This window comes from Enterococcus sp. DIV0210g (assembly GCF_050559705.1).
Taxonomy (GTDB): domain Bacteria; phylum Bacillota; class Bacilli; order Lactobacillales; family Enterococcaceae; genus Enterococcus_B; species Enterococcus_B faecalis_A.
In genome coordinates, this window is the sequence record NZ_CP187903.1 from 1,204,212 (window position 1) to 1,229,892 (window position 25,681).

Sequence of the window (25,681 nt, forward strand, 5' to 3'; positions counted from 1 at the left end):
AAAAGATTGATTTCCATTCCTATATCCGTTAGAATAAGAATGAGGTTAATAAAAGTAAAAAAAACCTAAAATGGAGGGGTTATTTTGTTCGACAAGATTGATCAACTAGGTGTGAACACGCTTCGTACATTGAGTATCGAGGCAGTACAAAAAGCAAACTCTGGACATCCAGGATTGCCAATGGGCGCAGCTCCGATGGCTTATGCTTTATGGACGAAACATCTAAAAGTAAATCCAAAAACTTCAAGAAACTGGGCTGACCGCGATCGTTTCGTATTATCTGCCGGCCATGGATCAGCATTGCTTTACAGCTTGCTGCATTTGTCAGGCTACCAAGTAGGGATCGAAGACTTGAAGCAGTTCCGTCAATGGGGATCTAAAACGCCAGGACATCCTGAAGTCCATCATACAGACGGTGTTGAAGCAACGACTGGACCATTAGGACAAGGAATCGCGATGGCTGTTGGTATGGCGATGGCAGAAGCACACTTGAGCGCAACTTATAATAAAGAAAACTTCGATATCGTCGATCATCACACTTACGCTTTATGCGGAGACGGCGACTTGATGGAAGGTGTTTCTCAAGAGGCAGCTTCAATGGCTGGACACATGAAATTAGGCAAATTGGTCGTATTATACGATTCAAATGATATTTCATTAGACGGTCCAACTTCAAAAGCTTTCACTGAAAATGTCGGTGCACGTTTTGAAGCATACGGATGGCAACATATCTTAGTCAAAGACGGCAACGATCTTGAAGCCATTTCAAAAGCAATCGAAGAAGCTAAAGCTGAAACAGAAAAACCAACATTGATCGAAGTGAAAACAGTCATCGGATACGGTGCACCAAAAGAAGGAACTTCTTCTGTCCATGGCGCACCAATCGGCGAAGACGGTATCCGTTCAGCAAAAGAAGTTTACGGTTGGGAATATCCTGATTTTACCGTTCCTGAAGAAGTAGCAGAACGTTTCCGTCAAACAATGATCGAAGACGGTGAAAAAGCAGAAACAGCATGGCAGGAAAAATTCGAAAATTACCGCAATGCGCATCCTGAATTAGCACAGCAATTCGAAGATGCATTTGCAGGAAAACTGCCTGAAAACTGGGATGCTGAATTACCATCGTATGAAATCGGCAGCAGTCAAGCAAGCCGTGTTTCAAGCAAAGAAATGATCCAAGCAATCTCAAAAGCAGTACCAAGCTTCTGGGGCGGTTCAGCCGATCTTTCTGCTTCTAACAACACGATGGTAGCCGCAGAAAACGATTTTGAGCCAGGACAATACGAAGGACGCAATATTTGGTTTGGCGTACGCGAGTTTGCCATGGCAGCTGCGATGAACGGTATCCAATTGCATGGCGGTACACGGATCTATGGCGGTACATTCTTTGTGTTTACTGACTACTTGCGTCCTGCTGTTCGTTTAGCAGCGATTCAAAAAGCACCAGTAACTTATGTGTTGACACATGATTCTGTAGCTGTAGGCGAAGATGGTCCAACGCATGAGCCAATCGAACAATTAGCTTCTGTTCGCTGCATCCCAGGTGTCCAAGTGATTCGTCCCGCTGACGGAAATGAAACTCGTGCAGCATGGAAAATCGCAATGAACTCAACAGACACACCAACATTGCTTGTATTAAGTCGACAAAACCTTCCAGTATTGCCGAAAACAGCAGAAGAAGCAGATGAAAAAGTTGCACGAGGCGGATACGTGATTTCCCCTGCAAAAGGAGAAGCAGAAGGTATCTTGATCGCAACTGGTTCAGAAGTACACTTAGCTGTTGAAGCGCAAAAAGCATTAGCGGATCAAGGAAAAGACGTTTCAGTTGTTTCATTACCAAGTTTTGAGATTTTTGAGAAACAATCTGCTGAATACAAAGAAACTGTACTTCCAAAAGCAGTAACAAAACGTGTGGCGATCGAAGCAGCTTCACCATTTGGCTGGGAACGTTACGTAGGAACAGAAGGAACAACAATTACAATCGATCATTTCGGTGCTTCTGCTCCAGGAAACAAAATCTTAGAAGAGTTTGGTTTCACAGTAGAAAACGTAGTAAATACATTTAATCAACTGTAAGAATCCTTAATTACTCCTCTTGCTTCATGAAATAACAATACGCAAGACCTGCGCAAAACAACTTTTTTATGGGTTGCGCAGGTTTTGTCTGTTTTTACCAAAGCAATCTTTATTTGAAAGAAAAGCAGACGTTTTCATAGGTTGCTTACAGTTTATAAACGTTGCTGCTGCAATCTTTTAACCAAAGTGTTTTTTTATTTCAGATAGAATAACCAAGAATCACAATATTACATTACGGTTACAAAAGACAAAAATAGTTAAAATAGATTTGAGATTTTGGACGATTAAACGTATAATTTAATTAATTAATTTTGTTTTAAGAACTAAATGTTTATTTAAGTTTTTTTATTTTGAGGAGGAATTTGAATGCAAGAGCTGAAGACCCGAAGCGCCCGTCATTATCGGCCAAAGAAGAAGCTGGTAATGAATAAAAAAGCGATTGCTCCTTTAGTAGGGACAAGCCTTTTAGTAGGGCCTATGGTGATAACAGCAGCGCCTGGGAATATCTATGCAGATGAACAAAGTCAAACAACTGCGGATCCTCAAGCCTTTATCAATGAGATCGGCTGGTCTGCGTCAGAAGTTGCTGCCAGCAATGACTTGTATGCGTCTGTGATGATTGCTCAAGCTTTACTAGAAAGCGGCTATGGAACATCTGGTTTAGCTAGTGCGCCGAATTATAATCTTTTCGGTGTCAAAGGTTCTTATAATGGCCAAGTCGTTTATATGGATACAAAAGAATATGTCAATGGACAATGGGTCACGATGAATGAACCTTTCCGTAAATATTCTTCTTATTGGGAATCTTTCCAAGACCATGCAAATGTCTTGCGTTCTACAAGCTTTGCTACCGGCGATTACCATTACTCAGGTGTATGGAAAAGCAATACAACAAGTTATTACGAAGCAACAGCTTATTTAACAGGACGTTATGCGACGGATCCTGGCTATGCAGGGAAATTGAATTATTTGATCAGCCTGTATGATTTAACTCGTTTTGATACACCTTCTACTAATTCATCAGCAAGTGCATCAACGAGTACGACAGTTACAACTACGACCACAACTTCTACAACGACTTCTTCTTCATCAACAAGCAGAAGCAGCAGTACAAGCGGTCAAACATACACAGTCGCTTCAGGGGATACGCTATGGGATATCGCACAGCGTTTCGGTACAGATATCGACGATTTGATGGCGAAAAATGGTTTATCTGATTATTCTTTATTAGTTGGACAGGAATTATCTGTTTAGCACTTATTTGTAAAGTGAATAAAATCATAAAAGACGAGGTCGCGGGCAAATGTCCGGCCTCTTTTTTATTTCTGCTATTAAATGGTTTTATAAAAGTGAAATTTCTCGCCAAATCCTCTTGTTTTGTATTATCATAAGTATAGACAAAACTAGGAGGCGTTCATATGACAGAGATTTATCATTCTATCAGCGAATTGATCGGAAAAACACCAATCGTCAAATTAAATAAACTTGTACCTGAAGACGCAGCAGAAGTATATGTGAAACTTGAATTTTTTAATCCAGGCGGAAGTGTCAAAGACAGAATTGCGTTGAGTATGATTGAGAAAGCCGAACGAGAAGGCAAATTATCTCCTGGGGATACGATCATCGAGCCGACTTCTGGGAATACTGGGATCGGATTAGCGATGGTTGGTGCTGTCAAAGGCTATCGTGTCATCATCGTCATGCCTGAAACTATGAGTATCGAACGCCGAAAATTGATGCAAGCATATGGTGCTGAGTTGATTCTTACGCCAGGATCAGATGGTATCAAGGGCGCCATCACAAAAGCAAGTCAATTAGTTGAAGAAAAAGGATATTTCATGCCGCTGCAATTCGAAAATCCAGCAAACCCTGAAGTCCACAAGAAAACAACAGGTCCTGAGATCCAAGCAGCATTTGGTGTGAACGGACTAGATGCCTTTGTTTCAGGAATCGGAACAGGCGGAACGATTACCGGGGCTGGTCACGAATTAAAGCGTGTCTATCCTAAAATAAAGATTTACGGTGTAGAACCAGCAGAATCTGCCGTTTTAGAAGGCAAAGAACCTGGACCACACAAAATCCAAGGAATTGGGACGGGCTTTATCCCCGATACGCTGGATACTGCAGTCTACGATAAAGTCATTGCAATCACAGGAGATAAAGCAATGGAGACAGCACGTTTGATGGGGCAAAAAGAAGGCATCTTAGTAGGGATTTCTTCAGGAGCTGCCATCGCTGCTGCGTTAGAAGTTGCGAAAGAATTAGGCAAAGGAAAGAAAGTACTTGCTGTTGTTCCAGATAACGGAGAGCGTTATTTGTCTACAGAATTGTATACATTTGGAGATAAAAACTAAATAATTAGAAAACGGCGGCGAACGTTCCGTTCTGACAATAAACACTGAATATATCTTAATTTTTTTCACAGATCGTCATGGCTGACAAATGACGGTTTTGGCGCAAAAAAAAGAGAAAATCGTTGAAAGTGTTATTTTATCTGAATGGTACTTGCCGCAGTTTTTTTGGGTTAATTTTAAAAGAAAAGTAGATTTTGAATAGCAAAAATAGTATGATAAAACAAGAATAACCATTGAGAGGGAAGTATATGAAAAAAAAGGTAGTCGAAGAAGCAATTGAAAAATTGAAAGAAGAAAACATACGTATCACGCCGCAACGTTATGCAATTTTAGAATATTTGATCGAGCATCGTTCACATCCGACTGCTGACGAAATCTACAGAGACTTAGAGCATCGCTTTCCTAATATGAGTGTTGCGACTGTGTATAACAATCTTCGTCTTTTTACATCCATTGGTTTTGTTCAAGAAATGAGCTATGGGGATGCCTCAAGCCGTTTTGATTTCAGTTCGAAACGCCACTATCATGTGATTTGCCAAAAATGTAAAAAAATCGTGGACTTTCACTATCCTGATTTAGAAGATGTAGAAATGGCTGCCAAACAATTGACAGGCTTTGAAATCGATGATCATCGCTTAGAACTTTATGGCGTATGTCCAGACTGTCAAACATTAGAAAAAGCAGCAGACTAACTGTACATAACAGTCAGCCTGATCAACCAAAAAAACTGTTTTATCTGCTGCTGTTTATCACTAAAGAAAAAATATTTATGAAATACTGCACATTTAAAAAAATAAATGATCTGCAGCTTTCGATTACCAACTGGAATAAAGCTCGTTTGCACGCTTGAAAAAGCAATGCGGACGGGCTTTTTGCGTTGATACGTATTTCAAGAGGGGAAATAGTTGAGACAGTCTGCTTTTCTTTAGAATCGTCGATATTGTGAAAAATCTGCTCACAAGTGTTCTTTATATTTTTGTCATAAAAAAAGAAAATAATCCTTATTAATTGAGAATTAGAATAAAAGTATTGGTATTAAAGGGTTTTCTATTAGAGCTTTAGAAAAAATTTTCTGTATTGCCAACGAAATCATGTGCAGTTTTTCATTAAAAATCATACTTTGTGAATTCACAAGCATTAGACTGTTGTATCCGTTTTATTTTTGCTATAGTAGAATTGTCGAAAGACGTATTGCACACATAGAAAGAGGGATTTATGTATGAAAGTCGTAGTAATCGGATGTACACATGCTGGAACCTCAGCTGTCAAAAGTATTTTAAAAAATCACCCAGATGCAGAAGTAACTGTTTATGAACGAAATGACAATGTTTCATTTCTATCTTGCGGGATTGCTTTGTATGTCGGCGGTGTTGTGAAAGATCCAGCTGGTTTATTCTATTCAAATCCTGAAGAATTAGCTTCTCTAGGTGCCACAGTCAAAATGGAACATGATGTAGAAAACGTAGATACAGAGAATAAACAAGTTTCTGCGAAAAACTTGAAAACAGGTGAAGTAGAAACTGTTTCTTATGATAAATTAGTTATGACAACTGGTTCTTGGCCAATTATTCCGCCAATCAAAGGAATCGAGTCAAAAAATATCTTGCTATGCAAAAACTATAACCAAGCAAACGAAATCATTCGCCAAGCAAAAGATGCAAAACGTGTGGTGATCGTCGGCGGCGGTTATATTGGGATCGAATTAGTTGAAGCATTTGCTGAATCAGGCAAAGAAGTAACATTGATCGACGGATTAGATCGTATTTTGAACAAATATTTGGATAAACCATTTACAGACATTTTGGAACAAGAATTAAGAGATCAAGGTGTAACGCTTGAATTAGGCGAAAATGTATCGGAATTTGTCGCTGATGAATCTGGTGCGGTAGCAAAAGTTGTCACACCAAGCAATTCATTTGATGCAGACATGGTCATCTTATGCGTAGGTTTCCGTCCAAATACAACACTTGTCAAAGATAAAGTGGAAACTTTACCAAATGGCGCAATCAAAGTAAATGAATACATGCAAACCTCTGACCCAGATATTTTTGCAGCTGGAGACTCTGCAGTCGTTCATTACAACCCAAGCGAAACATTGAATTATATCCCATTAGCAACAAATGCTGTACGTCAAGGCTTGCTTATCGGTTATAACTTAACAGAACCAACAATGAAATACCGAGGCACACAAGGAACTTCTGGTTTGTATCTTTTCGGTTGGTCGATTGGATCAACAGGCGTTACTTCTGAAAGTGCACCATTAAATAATCTAGAGGTCCAAGCCACTGTTTTCGAAGACAACTATCGTCCAGAATTCATGCCGACAACAGAAAAAGTATTGATGCAATTAGTGTATGAAAAAGGAACAAACCGAATCGTTGGTGCGCAATTGATGTCGAAATACGACGTAACACAATCAGCGAACACGATGTCCTTAGCGATCCAAAACAAAATGACTGTGGAAGACCTTGCATTGTCTGATTTCTTCTTCCAACCACATTTTGATCGTCCTTGGAACTACTTGAACCTGTTAGCACAAGCAGCGCTAGCAGATTTAGACAACGCTAAATAAGCCAGATACAAACAAACATTTCTAATGTTTGAAAGATATACGACGCAAAAAAATCTATCGTCGACTTTGACCGATAGATTTTTTTTGCGTATACTTGGTTTGTCGAAATAGGAGGAACCAAGTATGTTATCTTTAGAAAGTTATCTGGCATCAGGGCAAACAGTCATCTCAAATCTTTTTTTGAAACATTACCGCCATATCGGGTTAGATTCAGACAGCTGCTTATTTATTTTACAGCTGAATATGGCACAGCAGCAAGGAGACGATTTCCCTGATTTGCAAATGATCGCAATGAATATGGGCTTACGTGCAGATCAAATCTATCAATTGCTGAACCAATTAGTCTCTAACGGCTTTTTGTTTATTGAAACAACAACAGTCTCAGGAAAAAAGGCTGACAAATACGATTTGTCGCCTATCTATGAACGTTTAGCGCAATACTTGAAGAACCAGACACAAAAAATAGAAGAACAATCCCAAGAGCAGGCAATCCAATCTGTCTATCAATTATTTGAGCAGGAATTCGGCCGTCCGTTATCCGCTATCGAATTTCAACGAATCGGGCAATGGCTGGAAGAAGATCACTATCATCCTGATCTATTGAAATTGGCTTTAAGAGAAGCTGTATTGAATCAAGCGTATAGTTTCAACTATGTCGATCGGATCTTGTTATCCTGGGAACGTAAAAACATTACGACGAAACAGCAAGTAGAAGAAGAACAAAAACGAAGAAAGAACCAATTACTCCAAAAAGAAGCAGAAACAGCTGCTGAACCAGAACTGCCTAATATCTCATTGAAAAATTGGCTGGAAGACCAGTAAAAACAGGAGAAGATATGTTAAGCAAAGAAAAAACGATGTATGCAATGGAAAAGATGTATGAAATGTTCCCAGAAGCTCACGGAGAACTTGTCCATAAAAAACCGTTTGAACTTCTGATCGCTGTGATCCTCAGTGCACAAGCAACAGATGTATCCGTCAATAAAGCAACCCCTGAATTGTTTCGAGCTTTCCCAACGCCGGAAGCATTGGCAGAAGCACCAATCGAAGAAATCATTGCCAAAATAAAAACGATTGGGTTATACCGGAATAAAGCAAAAAATATCAAAGCTTGTGCACAGCAGCTCTTGCTCCAGTTCCATGGAGAAGTACCAAAAACAAGAGAAGAACTGATATCGCTGCCTGGCGTAGGACGTAAAACTGCGAATGTCGTTTTAGGTGATGCGTTTGATATTCCGGCAATTGCTGTGGATACACACGTGGAAAGAGTATCTAAGCGTCTGCGTATTTGCAAATTGAGCGCTAATGTCTTGGAAGTAGAAGAGACGCTGATGCGAAAGGTGCCCGAATCACTTTGGGTAAAAACCCATCATACGCTGATTTTTTTCGGCAGGTATCACTGCACCGCACGGAATCCAAAATGTGAAGTTTGTCCGCTGCTGGATATTTGCCAAGAAGGTAAAACGAGGATGAAAAACAAACTGAAGGCATAGTTTTTAACAGAAAAGCGTATGGACAAGTAATCGAGAAATAAACAAAAAGCCTGGATAGGAAGCGGAAAACATTGTTTTCCTTCCTATCCAGGCTTTTTTCAGCGGCTGCTGCTGGAGCTGGTATTGGTATTTCCAGCTGCGGCAGCCTCATCATTTGCAGGTTGTTCCGCATTGCCGGTATTCGTCGTGTTTCCTGTATTCTGATTATTCTCAGAAGTATTGTTTTCTGAGGATTCAGGCGGATCTGAACTAGCAGGAGGCTCGCTTGATTCAGTTGTGCTGGATTCACTTGACGCTTCAGTTGTGCTTTGTGTAGTTGTCGTTGTTTCAGTTGTTGATTGTGTAGTCGTCGTACTCGTCGAACTTTGAGTTGTTGAAGATTGTTCGTTCGTGCTTGGCGTTATCGGTACAGTGGAGCGCGTTGTTGAAGTAGCCGGAACACTGTATTGATCTCTATAATAGAGCTCATTACCTACTCGCAGCAAATCACTTGGCATGGTCCAATCTTCATTGGTCACATTTTGAGAAACGTACTGCATCAATTCGCGGTAGACAGATGAGGCGATTTGATTGCTTGCGGTAGTGATTGGCGTCATCTTATCGTTGTATCCCGTCCAAACAGATAAAGAATAGTTTGGTGTATAACCAACAAATAAAATATCAGGATAAACGCCTGTTGATGTTCCTAATTTAGCATATTCATCATCTGTATAGTTTGATGTCCCGGTCTTTCCGGCTTGGAACAGACCAGGAATCGATGCGTTTGTCCCTGTTCCAGATGAGATCGTATCTTTCAAGATATCCGTTACCATATAAGCTGTTTCTTCGCTCATCGCTTTCGAGCCTTCTGACTCAAAGGTTTGTTCTGTTCCGTCTTGGAAAACGATGCGATTGACATATTGCGGTTTATAATACGTACCTCCGTTGGCAAAAGCCGCATAAGCCGCAGCCATCTTCAAGGAAGAAGCCCCATATTTCGTACCATCTTGTGTTTCTGTATTACTTGAGATCGCATTGGCTTGGTGGATTGTTTCATAATTGATTCCTAATCCAGATAAGAATTCCGCTGCTTTGTCGGAGCCTACTTCATTAAATAATTTAACTGCTGGAACATTTCTTGAAAGGGCAAGGGCTTTTCTCAGCGTCATCGTTCCCATATATTGATTGTCCCAGTTTGTAACAGGCGTAGATGTTCCTTCATAATTATAAGGTTGATCCACGATTTGTTTCCCAGTTGAATATTTTAGATTTTCGAAAGCTGGACCATACACAGTGACTGGTTTCATCGTTGAACCAAAATCACGTGAGGTATTGACAGCTAAGTTGTTTCCTAAAGCAACATCAGAAGGGATCTTTCGTCCGCCAATCTGCGCTTTTACTTCTCCGGTATTGACATCGATCAATGTAGAGGCCACTTGGAAATCATCGTCTGGATAAGCGATATATTGATCGGTATTCACGATGTCGTAAAGTTTCTTTTGGGCATCTAAGTCAAGATTTGTATAGATTTCCAAACCATCAGTGAAGACATTTTTGTTTGTTTTTTCTTGGACTTCATTGATAACTTCTTTGACATAGTTATCAACGATTTTTGTATTGTCATCTTTTGTCGTCAATTCTTGCAGACCATCTGTTACTGGTGTAGCAACGGCTTGGTCGTATTCTGATTGCGTGATTTTGTCATTTTGCAGCATCGTATACAGAACGGTGTCGCGGCGTTTCTTCGCTTGGTCTGGGTTGACATAAGGATCATAAGTCGACGGTGCTTGCGGCATACCAGCAATCAAAGCTGTTTGCGGAAGCGAAAGCTCAGACAGGGTTTTTCCGAAGTAAACTTCAGAAGCTGTTTCCATACCGTATAAGCCATTGGACATATACACTTTGTTGATATAGTAAGTCAAGATCTCTTGTTTTGATTTCTTCTGTTCCAAACGCACAGCCATCCAAGCTTCCTGTGCTTTTCGGCGTAATGTTTGGTCTTCAGCTTTGGTCGAGAAGAAGGAAAGTTTGATCAATTGCTGCGTCAGTGTACTTCCTCCTTGCAGACCGCCAGAAGTGATGTTCGAGAAAAAGGAACCAGCTATCCGTACCGGGTCAACGCCGACATGTTTGTAAAAACGACGGTCTTCTACAGATACGACTGCATCTACCAGCTGTTGCGGCAGCTCGTTTGGTGCGATTTTCTCACGTGTTTCAGCGCCCAAATCTTCAAATAATTCGCCGTCTGCGGTAAATAATTTGGAAGAGACAGTTGCATCTAATCTGCTTTCATCAAGAGCAGGGGCGTCTTTTGCGTAAAACCAGAACAATCCTACACCTGCTAAAAATAAAACACAGGCTAGGAAGATCAAGCCAAGAAAAATCTTCAATAGAAGAGATTTTGTTTTTCCTGGTGCTTTTTTAGGGGAACTTTTCTTTGGTGTCTTTTTAGTCGACTGATAATTGCGACGAGAGACCCGCGATTGTTCATTTGCCATGTTTGTTTTCTCCTTCAATAGATAATAAATAGCGATCGACAGCCTCTAAATAAGGAATACGCGGGGAGATTCCCGGTTTTATCTCGATCCCTAATTCTTCGATCTGCGAAAGAGGAAGGGATTTTCTGCTGTCTTTTTGCTGATACCAATAGTGGATCAAATCCTCACTGCTCAAAAAAAAGCAGCGTTTCAAATTGGAAAACCATAATAACACAAAACAAATACCGTTTTGCTCTAAACAGGCTTCCATGTGCTGGATCTGGTGTTCATGAAAATTTTTGAACGGGAAAGATGTTTTGTTTTTGGTCTCTTTTGCTTCAAAATCCAAATAATATCCTCGATAGACACCGTTGTAATCTGTCGTAGAAGCTTGCGAGAAATAAGCTTCCTTGATAACTGCGGCACTTCTTCGAGGATAATCGACTTTTACGATCTGGACAGGCGTCGGTTTCTTATGGACGACGGCATGTTTTCGAGCAAGGTAATATTGGTTGCTCTCATTGATTGCTTCTTCAAAACGCATACCGCGGTTCCCAAACTCGACAACTGGTTTGGTTTTTCCTTGAATTTTTTTAGCAGAAGAGGCATTATTTGTATAAGGCTGGCCATTGGGATAGCGCAGTACCATTTTAATCACACTCCTAGGCCACATTATAACAAAAAAGCATATAGAAAGAAAAGGAAACTCAGTATGGAGACATTGAAAGTCGTGTATGTTTCAGGGTACCGCAGTTCCGAGTTGGGAATCTTCAAAGAAAAGGACCCTAAAATAAAAGTTATTAAAAATGTTTTAAAAAATGAACTTCGTCTGCTGGCAGAGGCAGGACTGGAATGGGTGCTGGTCAGCGGGAATCTGGGAACAGAGTTATGGGCAGCAGAAGTGGCGGCAGAATTGAAGGTCGATTACCCAGAATTGCGGTTAGGAATCGTTTATCCTTTTCTGGAATTCGGCAGTAATTGGAATGAAGCAAACCAAACGAAAAAAATGCTCGCGGAACAAACGGCGGATTACGTTGAAGCTGTGAGCCACCAGCCGTATCGTTCACCTGCTCAGCTGAAAAGCCATACCCAGTTTTTATTGGCGCATACAGATGGATGTTTACTGATTTATGACAAAGAATTCCCTGGGAAAACCAGCTACTTTTTGCAAGATGCAGAACGGTATGCGGAGAATAATCCCTATGATATCCGTTTGATCACGATGGACGATCTGCAAAATTCTATCCAATAAAGCAGAATGTGTTTGATTTATCAAGTGGTTTCCGATACAATAAGAAAAGTAGAAAGTATTGTAAATGAGAACTAGAGGTGTAGATATGGCGAATTTGATTTATAGTCCAAAAGACATTTTGCAACAAGAATTTAAAACCAAGATGCGTGGTTATGATCCTGTAGAAGTCGACGAGTTTTTAGATAACATTATCAAAGACTACGAAACTTACAGCAAAGAACTTCTTGCGTTACAAGAAGAAAACGACAAATTAAGTGCGAAAATCGCACAATTGTCAAAAACGCAAGGAACGCAAACACGTGTCCAACCACAAGCTGAAGCACCAAAAAGCGCAGCTGTTACAAACTTTGACATTTTGAAACGTTTGTCAAACTTGGAAAGAGGAGTTTTTGGGAAAAAATTGGATCAGCAAGCATCTAATCCAATCCCTCCAGCACAACCAAACAGAAGCAATTACACAAATGTCGACAGTGACGACAACGAAGCAACACGTCAATTTTAATTAAAAATGAAATAATTGCGGTTTTCGGGTGATCGCGGTCTGACTTGATCAGGCTGAGGAAAGTCCATGCTCGCACAGACTGTGATGTCTGTAGTGTTCGTGCTTAGCGAAACAATAAGCTAAGGTACTTCATTTATGGAGTAACGGCAGGAAAACAAGCTAAGGCTTCGGCTATGCTTCAGTATCCTTGAAAGTGCCACAGTGACGAAGCGTATCGAGAAATCTATACGGTGGAACGCGGTAAACCCCTCGAGCGAGCAACCCAAACAATGGTAGGGGCGCTTTTTGTTCGGAACTAGAACGAGACAAAGAGGCAGTTTCGGCTGCAGATAGATGGTTACCGCTTGGCTTTTTCTCCCTGGAAAAGTCGAGTACAAAACATGGCTTACAGAAAATCGCAAGTATTCAGGGAATCCTTCCAACAATGTTGTGAAGGTTTTTTTTATAAATAAGGAGAATAAGATGGATAATACACAAACCTTTAATTTAGTAGCAACAGCTGCCAGCGGACTAGAGGCGCTGGTTGGGAAAGAATTAAGAGATCTAGGTATCGAATGTCAAGTAGAAAACGGCCGCGCGCGTTTTAAAGGAACGATGGAGACGATTGCGACCGCAAACTTGTGGCTGCGAACAGCTGACCGAATAAAGATCGTTGTCGGCGAATTTGATGCCTTTACCTTTGATGAATTATTTGAAAAAGTCAAAGCATTGCCTTGGGAAGATTTTCTTCCGTTAGATGCAGAATTTCCAGTAGCTGGAAAATCGATCAAATCAAAACTTTACAGCGTTCCCGACTGCCAAGCAATCACCAAAAAAGCAATCGTTGAACGTTTGAGAAACTACTATCATCGACCAGCATCCGTGCCGTTGACAGAAACAGGCGCTTTATTCAAATTAGAAGTCGCTTTACTTAAAGATCACGTAATGGTCACTTTGGATACAACGGGACCAAGTTTGTTCAAACGCGGCTATCGGTTGGAAAAAGGCGGCGCACCGCTGAAAGAAAATATGGCTGCGGCTCTTGTAATGTTGACGAATTGGCGCAAAGATCGTCCTTTTTATGATCCAGTTTGCGGTTCAGGGACGTTATGTATCGAAGCTGCACTGATCGGCCACAATATCGCACCAGGGTTCAACAGAGAATTCGCCTTTGAAAATTGGGATTGGTTTGATCCGGCCATCACTGAAAAAGTTCGGACAGAAGCAGATGAAAAAGCCGACTATGACATTGAATTAGATATTTCAGGTTCAGATATCAATGGACAAATGATCGAGATCGCCAGAAAGAATGCAGAAGAAATCGGTCTTGGCGATTCTATCGACTTCAAACAGCGAGCCGTCAAAGACTTCAAGACAGACAAAGAATATGGTGTGATTGTTGCAAATCCGCCATATGGTGAGCGTTTAGGTGAAGAAGAAAGCGTTCGTCGATTGTATCGTGAAATGGGGAATGTTTTCCGTCCATTGAAAACGTGGAGCAAGTATATTTTAACAAGTGATTTGACATTTGAAGAAAGCTACGGCGCAAAAGCCACGAAAAAAAGAAAACTGTACAATGGTGCATTGCGTACAGATCTTTTCCAATACTGGGGAACTCGCCCGCCAAGAGTCAAAAAAGAAGACTAAATCAAAATTTTCTGGAGGACAGCCACGATGAAAGAAAAAGATTTTTTACAGGAATTGAAAGAAATCAATCTTTTGCAGCAAGCAATGGGAATCCTTGAATGGGACACACAAACAGGAATGCCGGAAAAAGCTGCTGAGTACAAGAGTGTTGTAGATAGTTATTTGTATGGCCTTTATTTTGAGAAAAAAGTTGGACCTAAGATCAAAGAAGCAATCGATTATTTTTCAGAACACCCAGAAGAACTTTCAGAAGTTGGCCAAAAAGCCTTAGAAAAAGTAAAAGAAGATTATGAGTTGGAGCACAAGGTCCCCAAAGAATTGATGACGGAATACAGTGAAACTGTTTCTTTGGCACATGGACAATGGCAGCACGCCAGAAAAACCAAAGATTTTGCTGATTTCAAAGAAGCTTTGGCAAAAAACATCGCATTGACGAAACAGCTGATCCCATATTGGCGAAAAGACGAAAAAACACCTTATGATGTTTTGCTTAATCTTTATGAACCAACAATGACAGTCGAAATCTTAGATGCAGTTTTTGATCAGCTGAAAACTGGGATCATGGAAATCAGAAAAACATTGCAGGAAAAAGGGCAGGAGCCTAGAACAGATTTCTTGCAGCGAAAAGTGACAAAAGAACAGCAGAAACATTTTGTCGTTGAAGTAATCAAGCAGCTGGGCTTTGATTTCTCAAGAGGACGTTTAGATGATACGATCCATCCATTTATGACGGGCATCAATCCAGATGACACACGAATCACGACAAGATGGGATGAAAATAATTTTCAAACAGCTGTTTTCGGGATCATCCACGAAGCCGGTCACGGAATGTATGAACAAGATATCGATAAACGCTATGCGTATACACCTGTTTATCAAGGCGTATCGATGGGAATCCATGAATCACAATCTTTATTTAATGAGATCATTATCGGCGGCAGCCGCAGTTTTTGGGAGAGACAGTATCCGTTTTTCCAAGAATGTACAGCAGGAACCTTTGATGATATCTCATTTGAAGACTTTTACCGTTCGTTGAATCATACGAAATCAACTCTTATCCGCATTGATGCAGACAGTTTGACGTATCCTTTACACATCATCATTCGGTATGAGATCGAGAAAATGATTTTTAATGAAGATTTAGCTGTGGAAGACCTGCCTGCTGTTTGGAACCAAAAATATGAAGAATATTTAGGGATCAAACCACAGGATGACTTGGAGGGGATTTTGCAAGATATCCATTGGTCAGGCGCAGATTTTGGGTATTTTCCTTCTTACGCGCTAGGATTTATGTATGCGGCACAGCTTAAACATGCGATGGAAAAAGAGTTCTCTCTTGATGAAGTGTTATTATCTGCTGATTATTCACCGATTAAAGATTGGTTGAAGGAGCACATCCATCACTTCGGCGCATCAAAGAAACCAGCGGAACTAATCAAAGAAGCAACAGGAGAAGCCTTGAATCCTGAATATTTGATCGAACACATGAAAAATGTGTACTATCAAGTATATGAAGTAACTGAATAAAAATGGAAATAACCACTATGCCGTCTTTCAAGAAAACTCTTTAAGATTTTCTTGAAAAGCGGCTTGCTGGTTTCTATCGGATGTTTTGATAAAAGGAGAAATGATGAAAGAACAATTAACTGAAATCAAAAATTATGGTTTATCTGCATTAGCTTCAGATCAGACAGGACATGGCGCAGACCATATCCAACGAGTCGCTGCGATAGCAGAAGAAATTTTGAAAACCGAGCCCAAAGCGGATTCGTTTATTGCACTTTCGGCAGCCTATCTGCATGATACGATCGATGACAAAGTAACAGCAGATCCGCAAGCAGCAGCAGACCAGTTGGCAACTTTTTTGACGGAGCTGGATGTTCCGCAAGAAAAGATCCAAGCAATTTTTGCAATCATTGACAACATGTCTTATTCCAAAGAGCTGAGCGGAAAGATGGAGCTTTCATTGGAAGGTAAAATCGTGCAAGATGCAGATCGGATCGATGCGTTAGGCGCAATCGGGATCTTGCGGACCTCTTATTTTGGCGGAGGACACGGACATCCGATCCATGATCCGAATATGTTGCCTAAAACATTCAAGGATAAAGAAGATTATCGAAAAGGAACAACTGTTATCAACCATTTTTATGAAAAACTGTTCTTGCTTTCTGAAACAATGAACACAGAGTATGGAAAAAAAGAAGCAAAACGTCGTGAAGCCTTCATGAAAGAATTTTTAGATGAGTTTTACCGTGAGTGGGGAGAGTAGTACGTGCAGATGAGTTTTCGATAACTTTATTATGTAAACTCGACCCTATCTTTCCCCTGAAAAACAAAAAAGAGACTGTGACAGATAAATGTCAGCAACCTCTCTAAACAAGCAGTGCATCAGTTATTTTTTTCTCATGGCAAGTACCCTTCGGACGCCACGGTAAAGATTAAGCAGCACCAGACAAGCAGCAATCAAAATCGGCACCCAAATCAAATAAATCGGATAACCAACTTGCTGCGAGACTTCTTGGGCAGTTAAATGATCCATTTCGGTCACGGCTTGCTGCCAAGTTTGCAAGTTGAAAACCAGCATGAATCCAGCAATGATCAATAGAATAAATCCTAAATAGTGGATATTTTTTTTCTTGCGCAGATAAGCAAAAAACAGGTAGAGTATCAGCAAAAAAATCGGGACACCAAAAACAAAATAGATATTGAGCAATTTTGCCACCTCCTTATTCTTCATGATACTTCAAGAAACCTGAAATGAAAAATAAAAGCGTTGGATTTTTTATAACGTGGACATTCTAAGTGCCGAAACGACAATATAGATTAGAAAGAGTGAGGATGTATGGCAAGTTATATCGAACCGATCCGATTTGCTTTGATGGTTTTTCCATTTTTAGCACTCGCGATCTCTGCAATCTTTTTTATTTACCAATACCGGAAGTACGGAACATTTATTTTAAGCCGCGGTATTATTTTATATTCATTTATCTTTTATTTATTATGTACTTATTTTTTAGTGATTCTACCGCTGCCGTCAAAAGAAGCTGTTGCGCAAATGACCGGACCAAAGATGGAACTTGGGTTATTTGCTTCATGGCACCATTTTCTTGATCAGACAGTCCTGGATATCACTAATCCCCATACCTATGTATCAGCAATGAAGCAAAGTGTTTTTCTGGAACCAGCATTCAACATTTTACTGACTATTCCATTTGGGATCTACTTGCGTTATTATTTCCGTTTTTCATTTTTTAAGACGATTGCAGCAAGTTTTTGCTTATCGCTGTTTTTCGAATTGACACAATTGAGCGGCTTATACTTTATTTATCCAAGACCCTATCGTTTATTTGATGTAAACGATCTGCTCCATAATACGCTGGGAGGGATTATTGGTTTTGCTGTAGCACCAATCTTTACCTTTATGCTGCCGACCCGTACGCAACTTGACGAACGTTCCTATGAGAAAGGCAAGACTGTCTCTTTGACCAGACGTTTAGCAGCATGGGCGATCGATTGGACGTTTTTATGGTTCGTACGAGTAATCATAGCGGTTTTGGCAAATCTTTCTTTCCATTGGCAAAGTTTGACTTCACAGCCTTGGTGGACGTTATTGGAAGTTGCTGTTTACTTCATGCTGGTTCCATATTTGACGAATGGCAGAACACTTGGAAAAAAAGCCGTACGTATCCAGCTAGTAGAAGATGGACGTCAAAAAATCTCGCTGCGTGCGTTGATCGTACGTTACAGTTATCTTTACTTCCTTTTTTATGGGTTGAGCTGGCTTACACAGTTCATGCAGCAAATCGCCGATCATACCAGCGGATTCTTGCAAGCAAGTGCGAATTTCATTTTCTTGGGTCTTTTTCTTGCACTGCTGATTTTTATTCTGAATATCGGAATCTCATTTATTTTAAGAAAAAGAGTCTTGTTTTATGAAAAGGCAAGTCATACCCATACGATCAGTACAGTAAAAAAACAATCATGATGCGTCAAGCAAAATGAACCAGACTATGGTATAATGCCAAAGTCATAAGAAACTTGAAGAGAAGAGGTGCTTGAATGCATACATTTGAACAATTCAACTTTAAATCATTTATCAATGAAGCAATTGCTGATAAAGGATTCAAACAACCAACAGAAGTCCAAGAACGACTGATACCCTTAGTTGCAAAAGGAAAAAATATCATCGGGCAGTCACAAACAGGTTCAGGAAAAACACATACATTCTTACTTCCGTTATTTGATAAAATCAATGCAGAAAAAGAAGAAGTACAAGTAGTGATTACTGCACCAAGTAGAGAGCTTGCTGCTCAAATCTACCAAGCGGCAATCCAAATCGCAAAATTTTCCGACCCTGAGATCCGTGTAACGAATTTTGTTGGAGGCACAGACAAGAAACGCCAACTTGACCGTCTAGCACATCAGCAGCCCCATGTAGTCATTGGAACACCAGGGCGTATCTTGGATATGATGAACGAACAAGCATTGAAGATCCATACAGCATTTGCTTTTGTCGTGGATGAAGCAGATATGACGTTAGATATGGGATTCTTGAGTGAAGTAGACCAAATCGCTGCCAGATTACCAGAAAAAGTCCAATTTCTTGTGTTCTCAGCAACGATCCCAGAAAAATTGCGTCCATTTATGCGTAAATATCTGGAAAATCCAATCATGGAAGAAATCAAACCAAAAGCAGTGATTTCAGAAGATATCGAAAATTGGCTGATTTCTACTAAAGGAAAAGATAAGAACAAGCTGATCCATCAATTGCTGACTGTTGGACATCCTTACTTAGCAATCGTTTTTGCCAACACAAAACAACGAGTGGATGAAATTGCTGAATATTTAAAAAAACAAGGCTTGAAAGTTGCTAAGATCCATGGCGACATCACACCGCGTGAAAGAAAGAGAGTCATGCGCCAAGTCCAAAACCTTGAATATCAATATGTCGTTGCGACAGATTTAGCTGCACGCGGAATCGATATCGAAGGCGTATCACACGTAATCAATGCAGAGATCCCAGAAGACTTGGATTTCTTTGTCCACCGTGTCGGAAGAACTGGACGTAACGGATTGAAAGGAACAGCGATCACTTTATACGAACCAAAAGATGAGCAGGCAATCGATGCGATCGAAAAAATGGGCGTGACTTTTGAACCAAAAGAAATCAAAAAAGAAGAAATCGTTGATACGTACGACCGAAATCGCCGTGCAAAACGTGAGAAATCCAAAGATGTGTTAGATCCTACATTGATTGGGTTAGTGAAGAAGAAAAAGAAAAAAATCAAACCAGGCTACAAAAAGAAAATCGACCGTGCCATTGCAGATACCAACAAGCAAAAGCGTAAAGTCGAACGCAGACAGCAAACAAGAACAGCACGGAAAAACAAAAAGAATTCAAATTCTTAAAATACCGAGTTATCAAAAAAAGCGGGGACGATGGATGTCCCTGCTTTTTTTGTTGATGTTAAGGTGGCTTTTACAATCTTTTTTCCATACTGACACACCAAATACTGTCTTCTAAATAAGGTTCTGAAATCACTTGGTAGCCGTTTTTTTCATAAAAGACTTGTGCGCTAACTTCTGCAATGACAAAGGAACGGCTGTGGTCATCTTTTAAACCTTGTTTTTCTGCTGCAGCTAGCAATCGGCTTCCAACACCTTTTTTGCGGTAGGTTTTTGAGACACAAAAGCGGTCAGGTTGGATGCTGACTTCATCTTTATGCAGATAACGCATTGCAGCAATAGGTTGATTTTTTTCCATCAAAACAAAGTAAGGGACATCTGATTCATCTAAATCGTCAAACTCCAACGAGGGAGCTATTTTTTGTTCAAGAACGAAGACCTCATAACGGAGATAAAAACACGCGCCTTTAATCAACGGTGTATGACCAAATAATAAGTCCATTCCAACCATCCTGCTTTCATTTATTTTGGCTATTCTTACTCAGCCTACCACATCTTCCAAAAATGAGAAACAACTTCAGAACAGATATTGACACCGGAAACCAGAATGCGTATACTAATGAAGTACAAAAGGCCATGGTTTGATCCCCATGTTTTACAGAAAGTTCTTTCGAGGCTGAAAAAAGAACACTCATCGGTCAAATCGCTCCCTATTTGTTTTTTGGTAGAAATGCCAACGCATCTCAGCGTTATCGAGTTGAAGAGGTAATGATCGAACATCATTGCAACCAAGGTGGTACCGCGAGTTTTCGTCCTTGGCTGCAAGGGTGTTTTTTTTATTTTAGAAGGAAAAGAAAGAGGGTAAACAAATGAAAGAATTATCAAGTGCACAAGTCCGCCAGATGTTTCTAGATTTTTTCAAATCAAAAGGACATTCTGTGGAACCCAGTGCTTCATTAGTACCTGTAAATGACCCAACATTGTTATGGATCAATTCAGGTGTGGCAACATTGAAAAAATATTTTGACGGATCAGTTGTTCCAGAAAATCCGCGTATCACAAACGCCCAAAAATCGATCCGTACAAACGATATTGAAAATGTCGGCAAAACAGCACGACACCATACAATGTTTGAAATGCTTGGAAACTTCTCAATCGGTGATTACTTCAAAAAAGAAGCAATCCACTGGGCATGGGAATTTTTGACATCTCCAGAATGGATGGCTTTTGACCCAGAAAAATTATATGTGACAGTTTATCCAAAAGATACTGAAGCAAAACGTATCTGGCGTGAGGAAGTTGGACTGCCAGAAGACCATATCGTCGAAATCGAAGACAACTTTTGGGATATTGGTGCTGGACCAAGCGGACCGGATACAGAGATTTTTTACGACCGCGGCGAAGCGTATAATGATTTAGCAGAGGATGATCCTGAAAATTATCCTGGTGGTGAAAATGAACGTTATCTAGAAATCTGGAACCTTGTTTTCTCTGAATTCAACCACAAACCAGATGATACATTTGAACCATTACCGCATAAAAACATTGATACGGGCATGGGCTTAGAACGAATGGTTTCTATCGTCCAAGATGCACCAACAAACTTCGAGACAGACTTATTCTTACCAATTATTCGCGAAGTAGAAAAAATGAGCGGACAAGTCAAATATGGCGAAACACCATTGACAGATATCTCTTATAAGGTAATTGCCGATCATATTCGCGCATTGGCATTTGCTATCGGAGACGACGCATTACCTTCAAATGAAGGACGCGGCTATGTCTTGCGCCGTTTGCTTCGTCGTGCAGTAATGCATGGTAAAAAGTTAGGCATCAATCAAGCATTCTTATACAAATTAGTACCAGTAGTCGGCAACATCATGGTCAGCTACTATCCAGAAGTCTTGCAACAAAAAGAATTTATCGAAAAAGTCGTACGTACAGAAGAAGAGCGTTTCCATGAAACAATCAACGAAGGTCTTGATATCTTGACACAAGTGATTGCAGACGTGAAAGAAAAAAATGAAACCACACTTGCTGGAAAAGACATTTTCAAACTTTATGATACGTACGGATTCCCAGTTGAATTGACAGAAGAAGTCGCTGAAGATGAAGGATTGACAGTGGACCACGAAGGATTCGAAAAAGAAATGGAAGCACAACGAACACGTGCCCGTTCCGCTCGAAGCACGGAGAAATCTATGGGTGTCCAATCTGCTTTACTTACAGATATCAAAGTTGAAAGCACATTTGTCGGCTATGAAAAAGAAGAATGTGACAGCGAATTACTTGTAATCGTCCAAAACGATAACGTATTGAGCGAGGTAACAGAAGGACAAGCACAACTATTCTTCAAAGAAACACCTTTCTATGCAGAAATGGGTGGGCAAGTAGCTGATCAAGGATGGATTCTGGACGAAAACCAAGAAATCATTGCAGAAATCAACAATGTCCAAAAAGCACCAAATGGACAATTCATGCATTTTGCTGAAATTCGTCAAGAAATGAAAGAAGGCGCAGTATACCATCTTGTGATCGACAAACGTATGCGTAATCGAATCATCAAAAACCATACAGCGACTCACTTGCTGCACAAAGCACTGAAAGAAGTACTAGGCGAACATGCAAACCAAGCGGGATCATTAGTTGCTCCTGGACACTTGCGTTTCGACTTCACTCATTTTGGTCAAATCACAGCAGATGAATTGGCACAAATGGAACGTATTGTGAATGAAAAAATCTGGGAAGCTATCCCAGTCGTAACAGTTGAAACAGACATCGACACAGCGAAAAACATGGGTGCGATGGCATTGTTCGGTGAAAAATACGGCAAAGAAGTCCGTGTGGTAAACATTGGCGACTGGTCAATCGAACTTTGCGGTGGGACACATGTTGCAAATACAGAAAACATCGGTATCTTCAAAATCGTTTCTGAATCAGGAATCGGTGCTGGTGTAAGACGTATCGAAGCTGTAACAAGCAAAGAAGCTTACGAATTACTGGAACAAGAAGAAAAACAATTAAAAGAAGTAGCTGCAATCGTGAAATCACCTCAATTGAAAGAAGTTGCAGCCAAAACAGAACAAGTGCAGCAGCAATTAAGAGAAGCACTGAAAGAAAATGAACGCTTGGCAAGCAAATTAGCGAACCAGCAAGCGGGCGATATCTTCAAAGATCCTGAAACAATCAACGGAAAAACAATCGTTGCTGCCCAAGTACGCGTAAAAGATATGAATCAATTACGTCAACTAGCAGATCAATGGAAACAAAAAGCTGTTTCGGATATTCTTGTTCTTGCAAATGAACAAGAAGGTAAAGTAAGCTTGTTAGCAGCTATGACAGCATCCGCGAACGAAGCAGGATTAAAAGCGGGCGACTTGATCAAAGCAATCGCACCAAAAGTAGGCGGAGGCGGAGGCGGACGTCCAGATATGGCGCAAGCCGGGGGTAAAAACCCAGCTGGAATCCCAGACGCATTAGCTGAAGCGAAAAAATGGGTCGAAGCAAACAGCTAACCCACGCTTATTCGTAAAATAAGATAAAAGGTAGAGAAGGCTGGTCATCTCATGCACCAGCCTCTTTCCTATCTATTTGCGATAAAAACGAATCAATTGACAAATTTTTTCAATTATTATCTGATAAGGATAGGAGGTGGAGGAAAATGAACAGCAGAAACAAAACATTTCGTTTAGTTCTTCGAGCAGTCTTATTGGCAATCATCATCGTTCAGACAATGGTCCCTTGGCTAGGATTTATTCCTCTTGGTTTTATTAGTTTGACGATCATCCATATCACAGTTATTGTAGCTGCAGTTGTTTTGGGTGTAAAAGATGGGATGCTGATTGGGTTGTTTTGGGGGATCGCTACCATGATCCGCGCGTACGCTATGCCGACGACACCGTTTGATACATTGGTTTTTACCAATCCAATCATTTCGGTCGTTCCTCGAGTACTGGTTGGCTTAGTAGCTGGTGCGGTTTTTTATTGGCTTTATAAAAAAAATCATTCAATCGTTATTAGTTCAGTTGTGGCAGCAGTTTTAGGTTCCTTAACAAATACGATTCTTGTTTTAGGTTTTATGGGGATTTTTTATACGAATGCAACTGCCGCAGCTTATGGTGTAGATGCTTCTCTGTTAATGAAAACATTAGCAGGTATCGCAGCAATCAACGGTATTCCAGAAGCAATCGGCGCAGCAATCATTACTCCTTTGTTGGCAAAAGCACTGTTTGCGGCGACACCATTGAAACCAGAATGAAAAGATTTTTAAAAGACTGCTGGTGCTGCAGGCAACTGTACGCCAGCAGGTTTTCCATGAAAAATAAACACAGAGGTGAAGCATGCAGCACGAGAAAAAAGATTCACGAGATCGGGCAAAGAAGGGGATTTTAGCTGGGATTTTAGGATTGATCTCAAATGCGGTCTTATTTGCGGCAAAACTGATGATTGGTCTGCTTTCAGGAAGTGTCTCCATCATGGCTGATGCTATCAATAGTTTGTCAGATACGGCTTCTTCAGCTTTGACATTAGTTGGATTCAAGATTGCGGCAAAACCAGCAGATCAGGAGCATCCGTATGGTCATGAACGTTTTGAATATATCAGCGGCCTGTTTGTTTCAATCATTATTTCGTATGTCGGTTTTCAATTTTTAGAAAAATCTTTTTTAAAAATCTTGAATCCAGAAAATATCCGTCTCTCACCAGTGGTATTTTTTGTTTTGGTCTTTTCGATCGTTTTAAAAGCTTTTCAAGGAAGAATGTATCAAAGGATCGCCAAATCGATTGGTTCTGAAACGTTGAAAGCAACGGCACAAGATAGTTATAATGATGTGTTTACAACGCTGACTGTTTTGATTTCAGCTGGGATCGAACGTTTATGGGGCTGGCGGATCGATGGTTATATCGGTTTTGTCTTGGCGATTTATATTTTATACAGCGGTTTGATGATGCTGAAGGATTTTGTTTATGAATTATTAGGAAGCCGACCAACTGTGCAAGAGATTAAAGCAATGGAGCACCATTTAGATGTTTCTAAGGATATCTTAGGGTATCATGATCTGCTGGTACACAATTATGGGCCTAGTAAGACATTTGCTTCTGTGCACATCGAAGTCGATGATCGTTTGGATTTGAATCACGCACACAAAATCATTGACCAAATAGAGAAAGACTTTTTAAAGTCTTTGGATGTCGACTTGGTTTGCCATATCGATCCAGTAGCAGTAAACAATGAAGAGTATCGAAAGGTGTACAGCAAGCTTAAAGAAATCGTTGCAGCGACAGCAGAAGGACTGACGATTCATGATCTTAGAATCATTCACCATGATTTGCTGCAATTCGATGTCGTTGTTCCAGAAAAATGTGCCTTCAACGATCAAGAATTATTGCGGATTTTGCGGGCGCAAATCGAGGCTAAAATCGGAGCATATCAGTTAGATGTCACATTCGACCATAATTACTTGCTTTAAAAAGCGATTATGGCCGAATGTCTTTATTTTTTCTCTGCTTGGCGTTTGGCTAATGCTTGGCGAGCGAGATTGTCTGCACCTTTGTTCTTGCTTTCTGGTATCCACTGCAAAATCAGCATCGAAAAATCAGGGAGTAAAGCAGTGATTTTTTCGAAATAAGGCAAAAAGAGTTCATTTGCTGTGTAGTTTTTATCAATCGCAGACACTAAGACTTTACTGTCTGAGTAGCAGAGAATCGTTTCTTTTTCTAACTTTTTTTCTTTTAATAATTCTAAAGTTTTTAAAAAGACTTCGAACTCGGCTTGATGGTTGCTTCCGTCAGAAAGAGGGATGGCAATCTGTTCGTGCCGATCCTGACCTAAAAGAACGATTCCGCCGCCGCTAGGTCCAGGGTTGCCTTTTGTGGAAGCATCAATGTATACTCGTATCATAAGTTCTCCTTTTTCAATAGTTGTGCTATGATTATATCATTAGAA

The 25,681-nt window shown here is 40.4% G+C and carries 22 protein-coding genes and 1 other RNA gene; 18 read left to right on the forward strand and 5 right to left on the reverse strand.

Annotation, left to right across the window (positions count from 1 at the left end):
• Positions 1-84: 84 nt before the first annotated feature.
• From tkt to nth, 7 genes are all read left to right on the forward strand, one after another.
• On the forward strand, positions 85-2,076 hold the full coding sequence (gene tkt / locus IGI64_RS05890; protein WP_016625212.1) for a transketolase: 1,992 nt from the start codon (positions 85-87) through the stop codon (positions 2,074-2,076).
• 366 nt (positions 2,077-2,442) lie between these two features.
• Positions 2,443-3,330 (forward strand): glucosaminidase domain-containing protein, encoded by an 888-nt coding sequence (locus IGI64_RS05895; protein WP_016625211.1) that lies wholly within the window; start codon positions 2,443-2,445, stop codon positions 3,328-3,330.
• 164 nt (positions 3,331-3,494) lie between these two features.
• Entirely contained in the window at positions 3,495-4,430 is a 936-nt protein-coding gene (gene cysK / locus IGI64_RS05900; RefSeq protein ID WP_429939841.1) for a cysteine synthase A, read from the forward strand.
• A gap of 248 nt (positions 4,431-4,678) precedes the next feature.
• Entirely contained in the window at positions 4,679-5,122 is a 444-nt protein-coding gene (locus IGI64_RS05905; protein WP_016625208.1) for a Fur family transcriptional regulator, read from the forward strand.
• A gap of 527 nt (positions 5,123-5,649) precedes the next feature.
• Positions 5,650-7,002: an NADH oxidase gene (locus IGI64_RS05910; protein WP_429939842.1), complete on the forward strand. Its 1,353-nt coding sequence runs from the start codon at positions 5,650-5,652 to the stop codon at positions 7,000-7,002.
• A gap of 123 nt (positions 7,003-7,125) precedes the next feature.
• Positions 7,126-7,824, forward strand: coding sequence for a DnaD domain protein (locus IGI64_RS05915; protein WP_034862935.1), 699 nt, complete (start codon positions 7,126-7,128; stop codon positions 7,822-7,824).
• A 14-nt stretch (positions 7,825-7,838) separates the two neighbouring features.
• Positions 7,839-8,495 carry an endonuclease III gene (gene nth / locus IGI64_RS05920; protein WP_429939843.1) on the forward strand — a complete coding sequence of 219 codons (657 nt, stop codon included), beginning with the start codon at positions 7,839-7,841 and terminating at the stop codon, positions 8,493-8,495.
• A gap of 98 nt (positions 8,496-8,593) precedes the next feature.
• Here the strand turns inward: nth and IGI64_RS05925 are convergent, their stop codons facing one another.
• On the reverse strand, positions 8,594-10,972 hold the full coding sequence (locus tag IGI64_RS05925; RefSeq protein WP_429939844.1) for a PBP1A family penicillin-binding protein: 2,379 nt from the start codon (positions 10,970-10,972) through the stop codon (positions 8,594-8,596).
• On the reverse strand, positions 10,962-11,600 hold the full coding sequence (gene recU, locus IGI64_RS05930) for a Holliday junction resolvase RecU (protein ID WP_429939845.1): 639 nt from the start codon (positions 11,598-11,600) through the stop codon (positions 10,962-10,964). The genes IGI64_RS05925 and recU overlap by 11 nt, the downstream gene beginning before the upstream one ends.
• 63 nt (positions 11,601-11,663) lie before the next feature.
• Between recU and IGI64_RS05935 the strand changes: the two genes are divergently transcribed.
• From IGI64_RS05935 to IGI64_RS05960, 6 genes are all read left to right on the forward strand, one after another.
• Positions 11,664-12,203: a DUF1273 domain-containing protein gene (locus tag IGI64_RS05935; protein ID WP_429939846.1), complete on the forward strand. Its 540-nt coding sequence runs from the start codon at positions 11,664-11,666 to the stop codon at positions 12,201-12,203.
• 85 nt (positions 12,204-12,288) lie between these two features.
• Entirely contained in the window at positions 12,289-12,705 is a 417-nt protein-coding gene (gene gpsB, locus IGI64_RS05940) for a cell division regulator GpsB (protein ID WP_429939847.1), read from the forward strand.
• A gap of 20 nt (positions 12,706-12,725) precedes the next feature.
• Positions 12,726-13,098, forward strand: an RNA gene (rnpB, locus tag IGI64_RS05945) — RNase P RNA component class B.
• Between the two features lie 69 nt (positions 13,099-13,167).
• Positions 13,168-14,331 (forward strand): THUMP domain-containing class I SAM-dependent RNA methyltransferase, encoded by a 1,164-nt coding sequence (locus tag IGI64_RS05950; RefSeq protein ID WP_429939848.1) that lies wholly within the window; start codon positions 13,168-13,170, stop codon positions 14,329-14,331.
• Positions 14,332-14,358: 27 nt separating this feature from the next.
• Positions 14,359-15,858, forward strand: coding sequence for a carboxypeptidase M32 (locus IGI64_RS05955; RefSeq protein WP_429939849.1), 1,500 nt, complete (start codon positions 14,359-14,361; stop codon positions 15,856-15,858).
• 103 nt (positions 15,859-15,961) lie between these two features.
• Positions 15,962-16,600 (forward strand): HD domain-containing protein, encoded by a 639-nt coding sequence (locus tag IGI64_RS05960; protein ID WP_429939850.1) that lies wholly within the window; start codon positions 15,962-15,964, stop codon positions 16,598-16,600.
• A gap of 123 nt (positions 16,601-16,723) precedes the next feature.
• On the opposite strand, the gene IGI64_RS05965 is transcribed toward IGI64_RS05960, so the two are convergent.
• Positions 16,724-17,044, reverse strand: coding sequence for a hypothetical protein (locus tag IGI64_RS05965; protein ID WP_429939851.1), 321 nt, complete (start codon positions 17,042-17,044; stop codon positions 16,724-16,726).
• A 129-nt stretch (positions 17,045-17,173) separates the two neighbouring features.
• Between IGI64_RS05965 and IGI64_RS05970 the strand changes: the two genes are divergently transcribed.
• Both IGI64_RS05970 and IGI64_RS05975 read left to right on the forward strand, forming a co-directional pair.
• Positions 17,174-18,316, forward strand: a complete 1,143-nt coding sequence (locus IGI64_RS05970; protein WP_429939852.1) for a VanZ family protein — start codon at positions 17,174-17,176, stop codon at positions 18,314-18,316.
• A gap of 74 nt (positions 18,317-18,390) precedes the next feature.
• Positions 18,391-19,740, forward strand: a complete 1,350-nt coding sequence (locus IGI64_RS05975; protein WP_016625195.1) for a DEAD/DEAH box helicase — start codon at positions 18,391-18,393, stop codon at positions 19,738-19,740.
• A 70-nt stretch (positions 19,741-19,810) separates the two neighbouring features.
• Here the strand turns inward: IGI64_RS05975 and IGI64_RS05980 are convergent, their stop codons facing one another.
• On the reverse strand, positions 19,811-20,239 hold the full coding sequence (locus IGI64_RS05980) for a GNAT family N-acetyltransferase (protein WP_429939853.1): 429 nt from the start codon (positions 20,237-20,239) through the stop codon (positions 19,811-19,813).
• 367 nt (positions 20,240-20,606) lie between these two features.
• On the opposite strand from IGI64_RS05980, the gene alaS reads away from it, so the two are divergent.
• From alaS to IGI64_RS05995, 3 genes are all read left to right on the forward strand, one after another.
• Positions 20,607-23,252, forward strand: a complete 2,646-nt coding sequence (alaS, locus tag IGI64_RS05985) for an alanine--tRNA ligase (protein WP_016625188.1) — start codon at positions 20,607-20,609, stop codon at positions 23,250-23,252.
• A gap of 146 nt (positions 23,253-23,398) precedes the next feature.
• On the forward strand, positions 23,399-23,995 hold the full coding sequence (locus IGI64_RS05990) for an ECF transporter S component (protein ID WP_016625187.1): 597 nt from the start codon (positions 23,399-23,401) through the stop codon (positions 23,993-23,995).
• A gap of 82 nt (positions 23,996-24,077) precedes the next feature.
• A complete protein-coding gene (locus tag IGI64_RS05995) occupies positions 24,078-25,205 on the forward strand; it encodes a cation diffusion facilitator family transporter (protein WP_429939854.1) in 1,128 nt (375 codons plus the stop codon).
• Between the two features lie 23 nt (positions 25,206-25,228).
• Here IGI64_RS05995 and IGI64_RS06000 read toward each other — a convergent pair whose 3' ends face one another.
• Positions 25,229-25,636, reverse strand: coding sequence for a ribonuclease HI family protein (locus IGI64_RS06000; RefSeq protein ID WP_429939855.1), 408 nt, complete (start codon positions 25,634-25,636; stop codon positions 25,229-25,231).
• Positions 25,637-25,681: the final 45 nt, after the last annotated feature.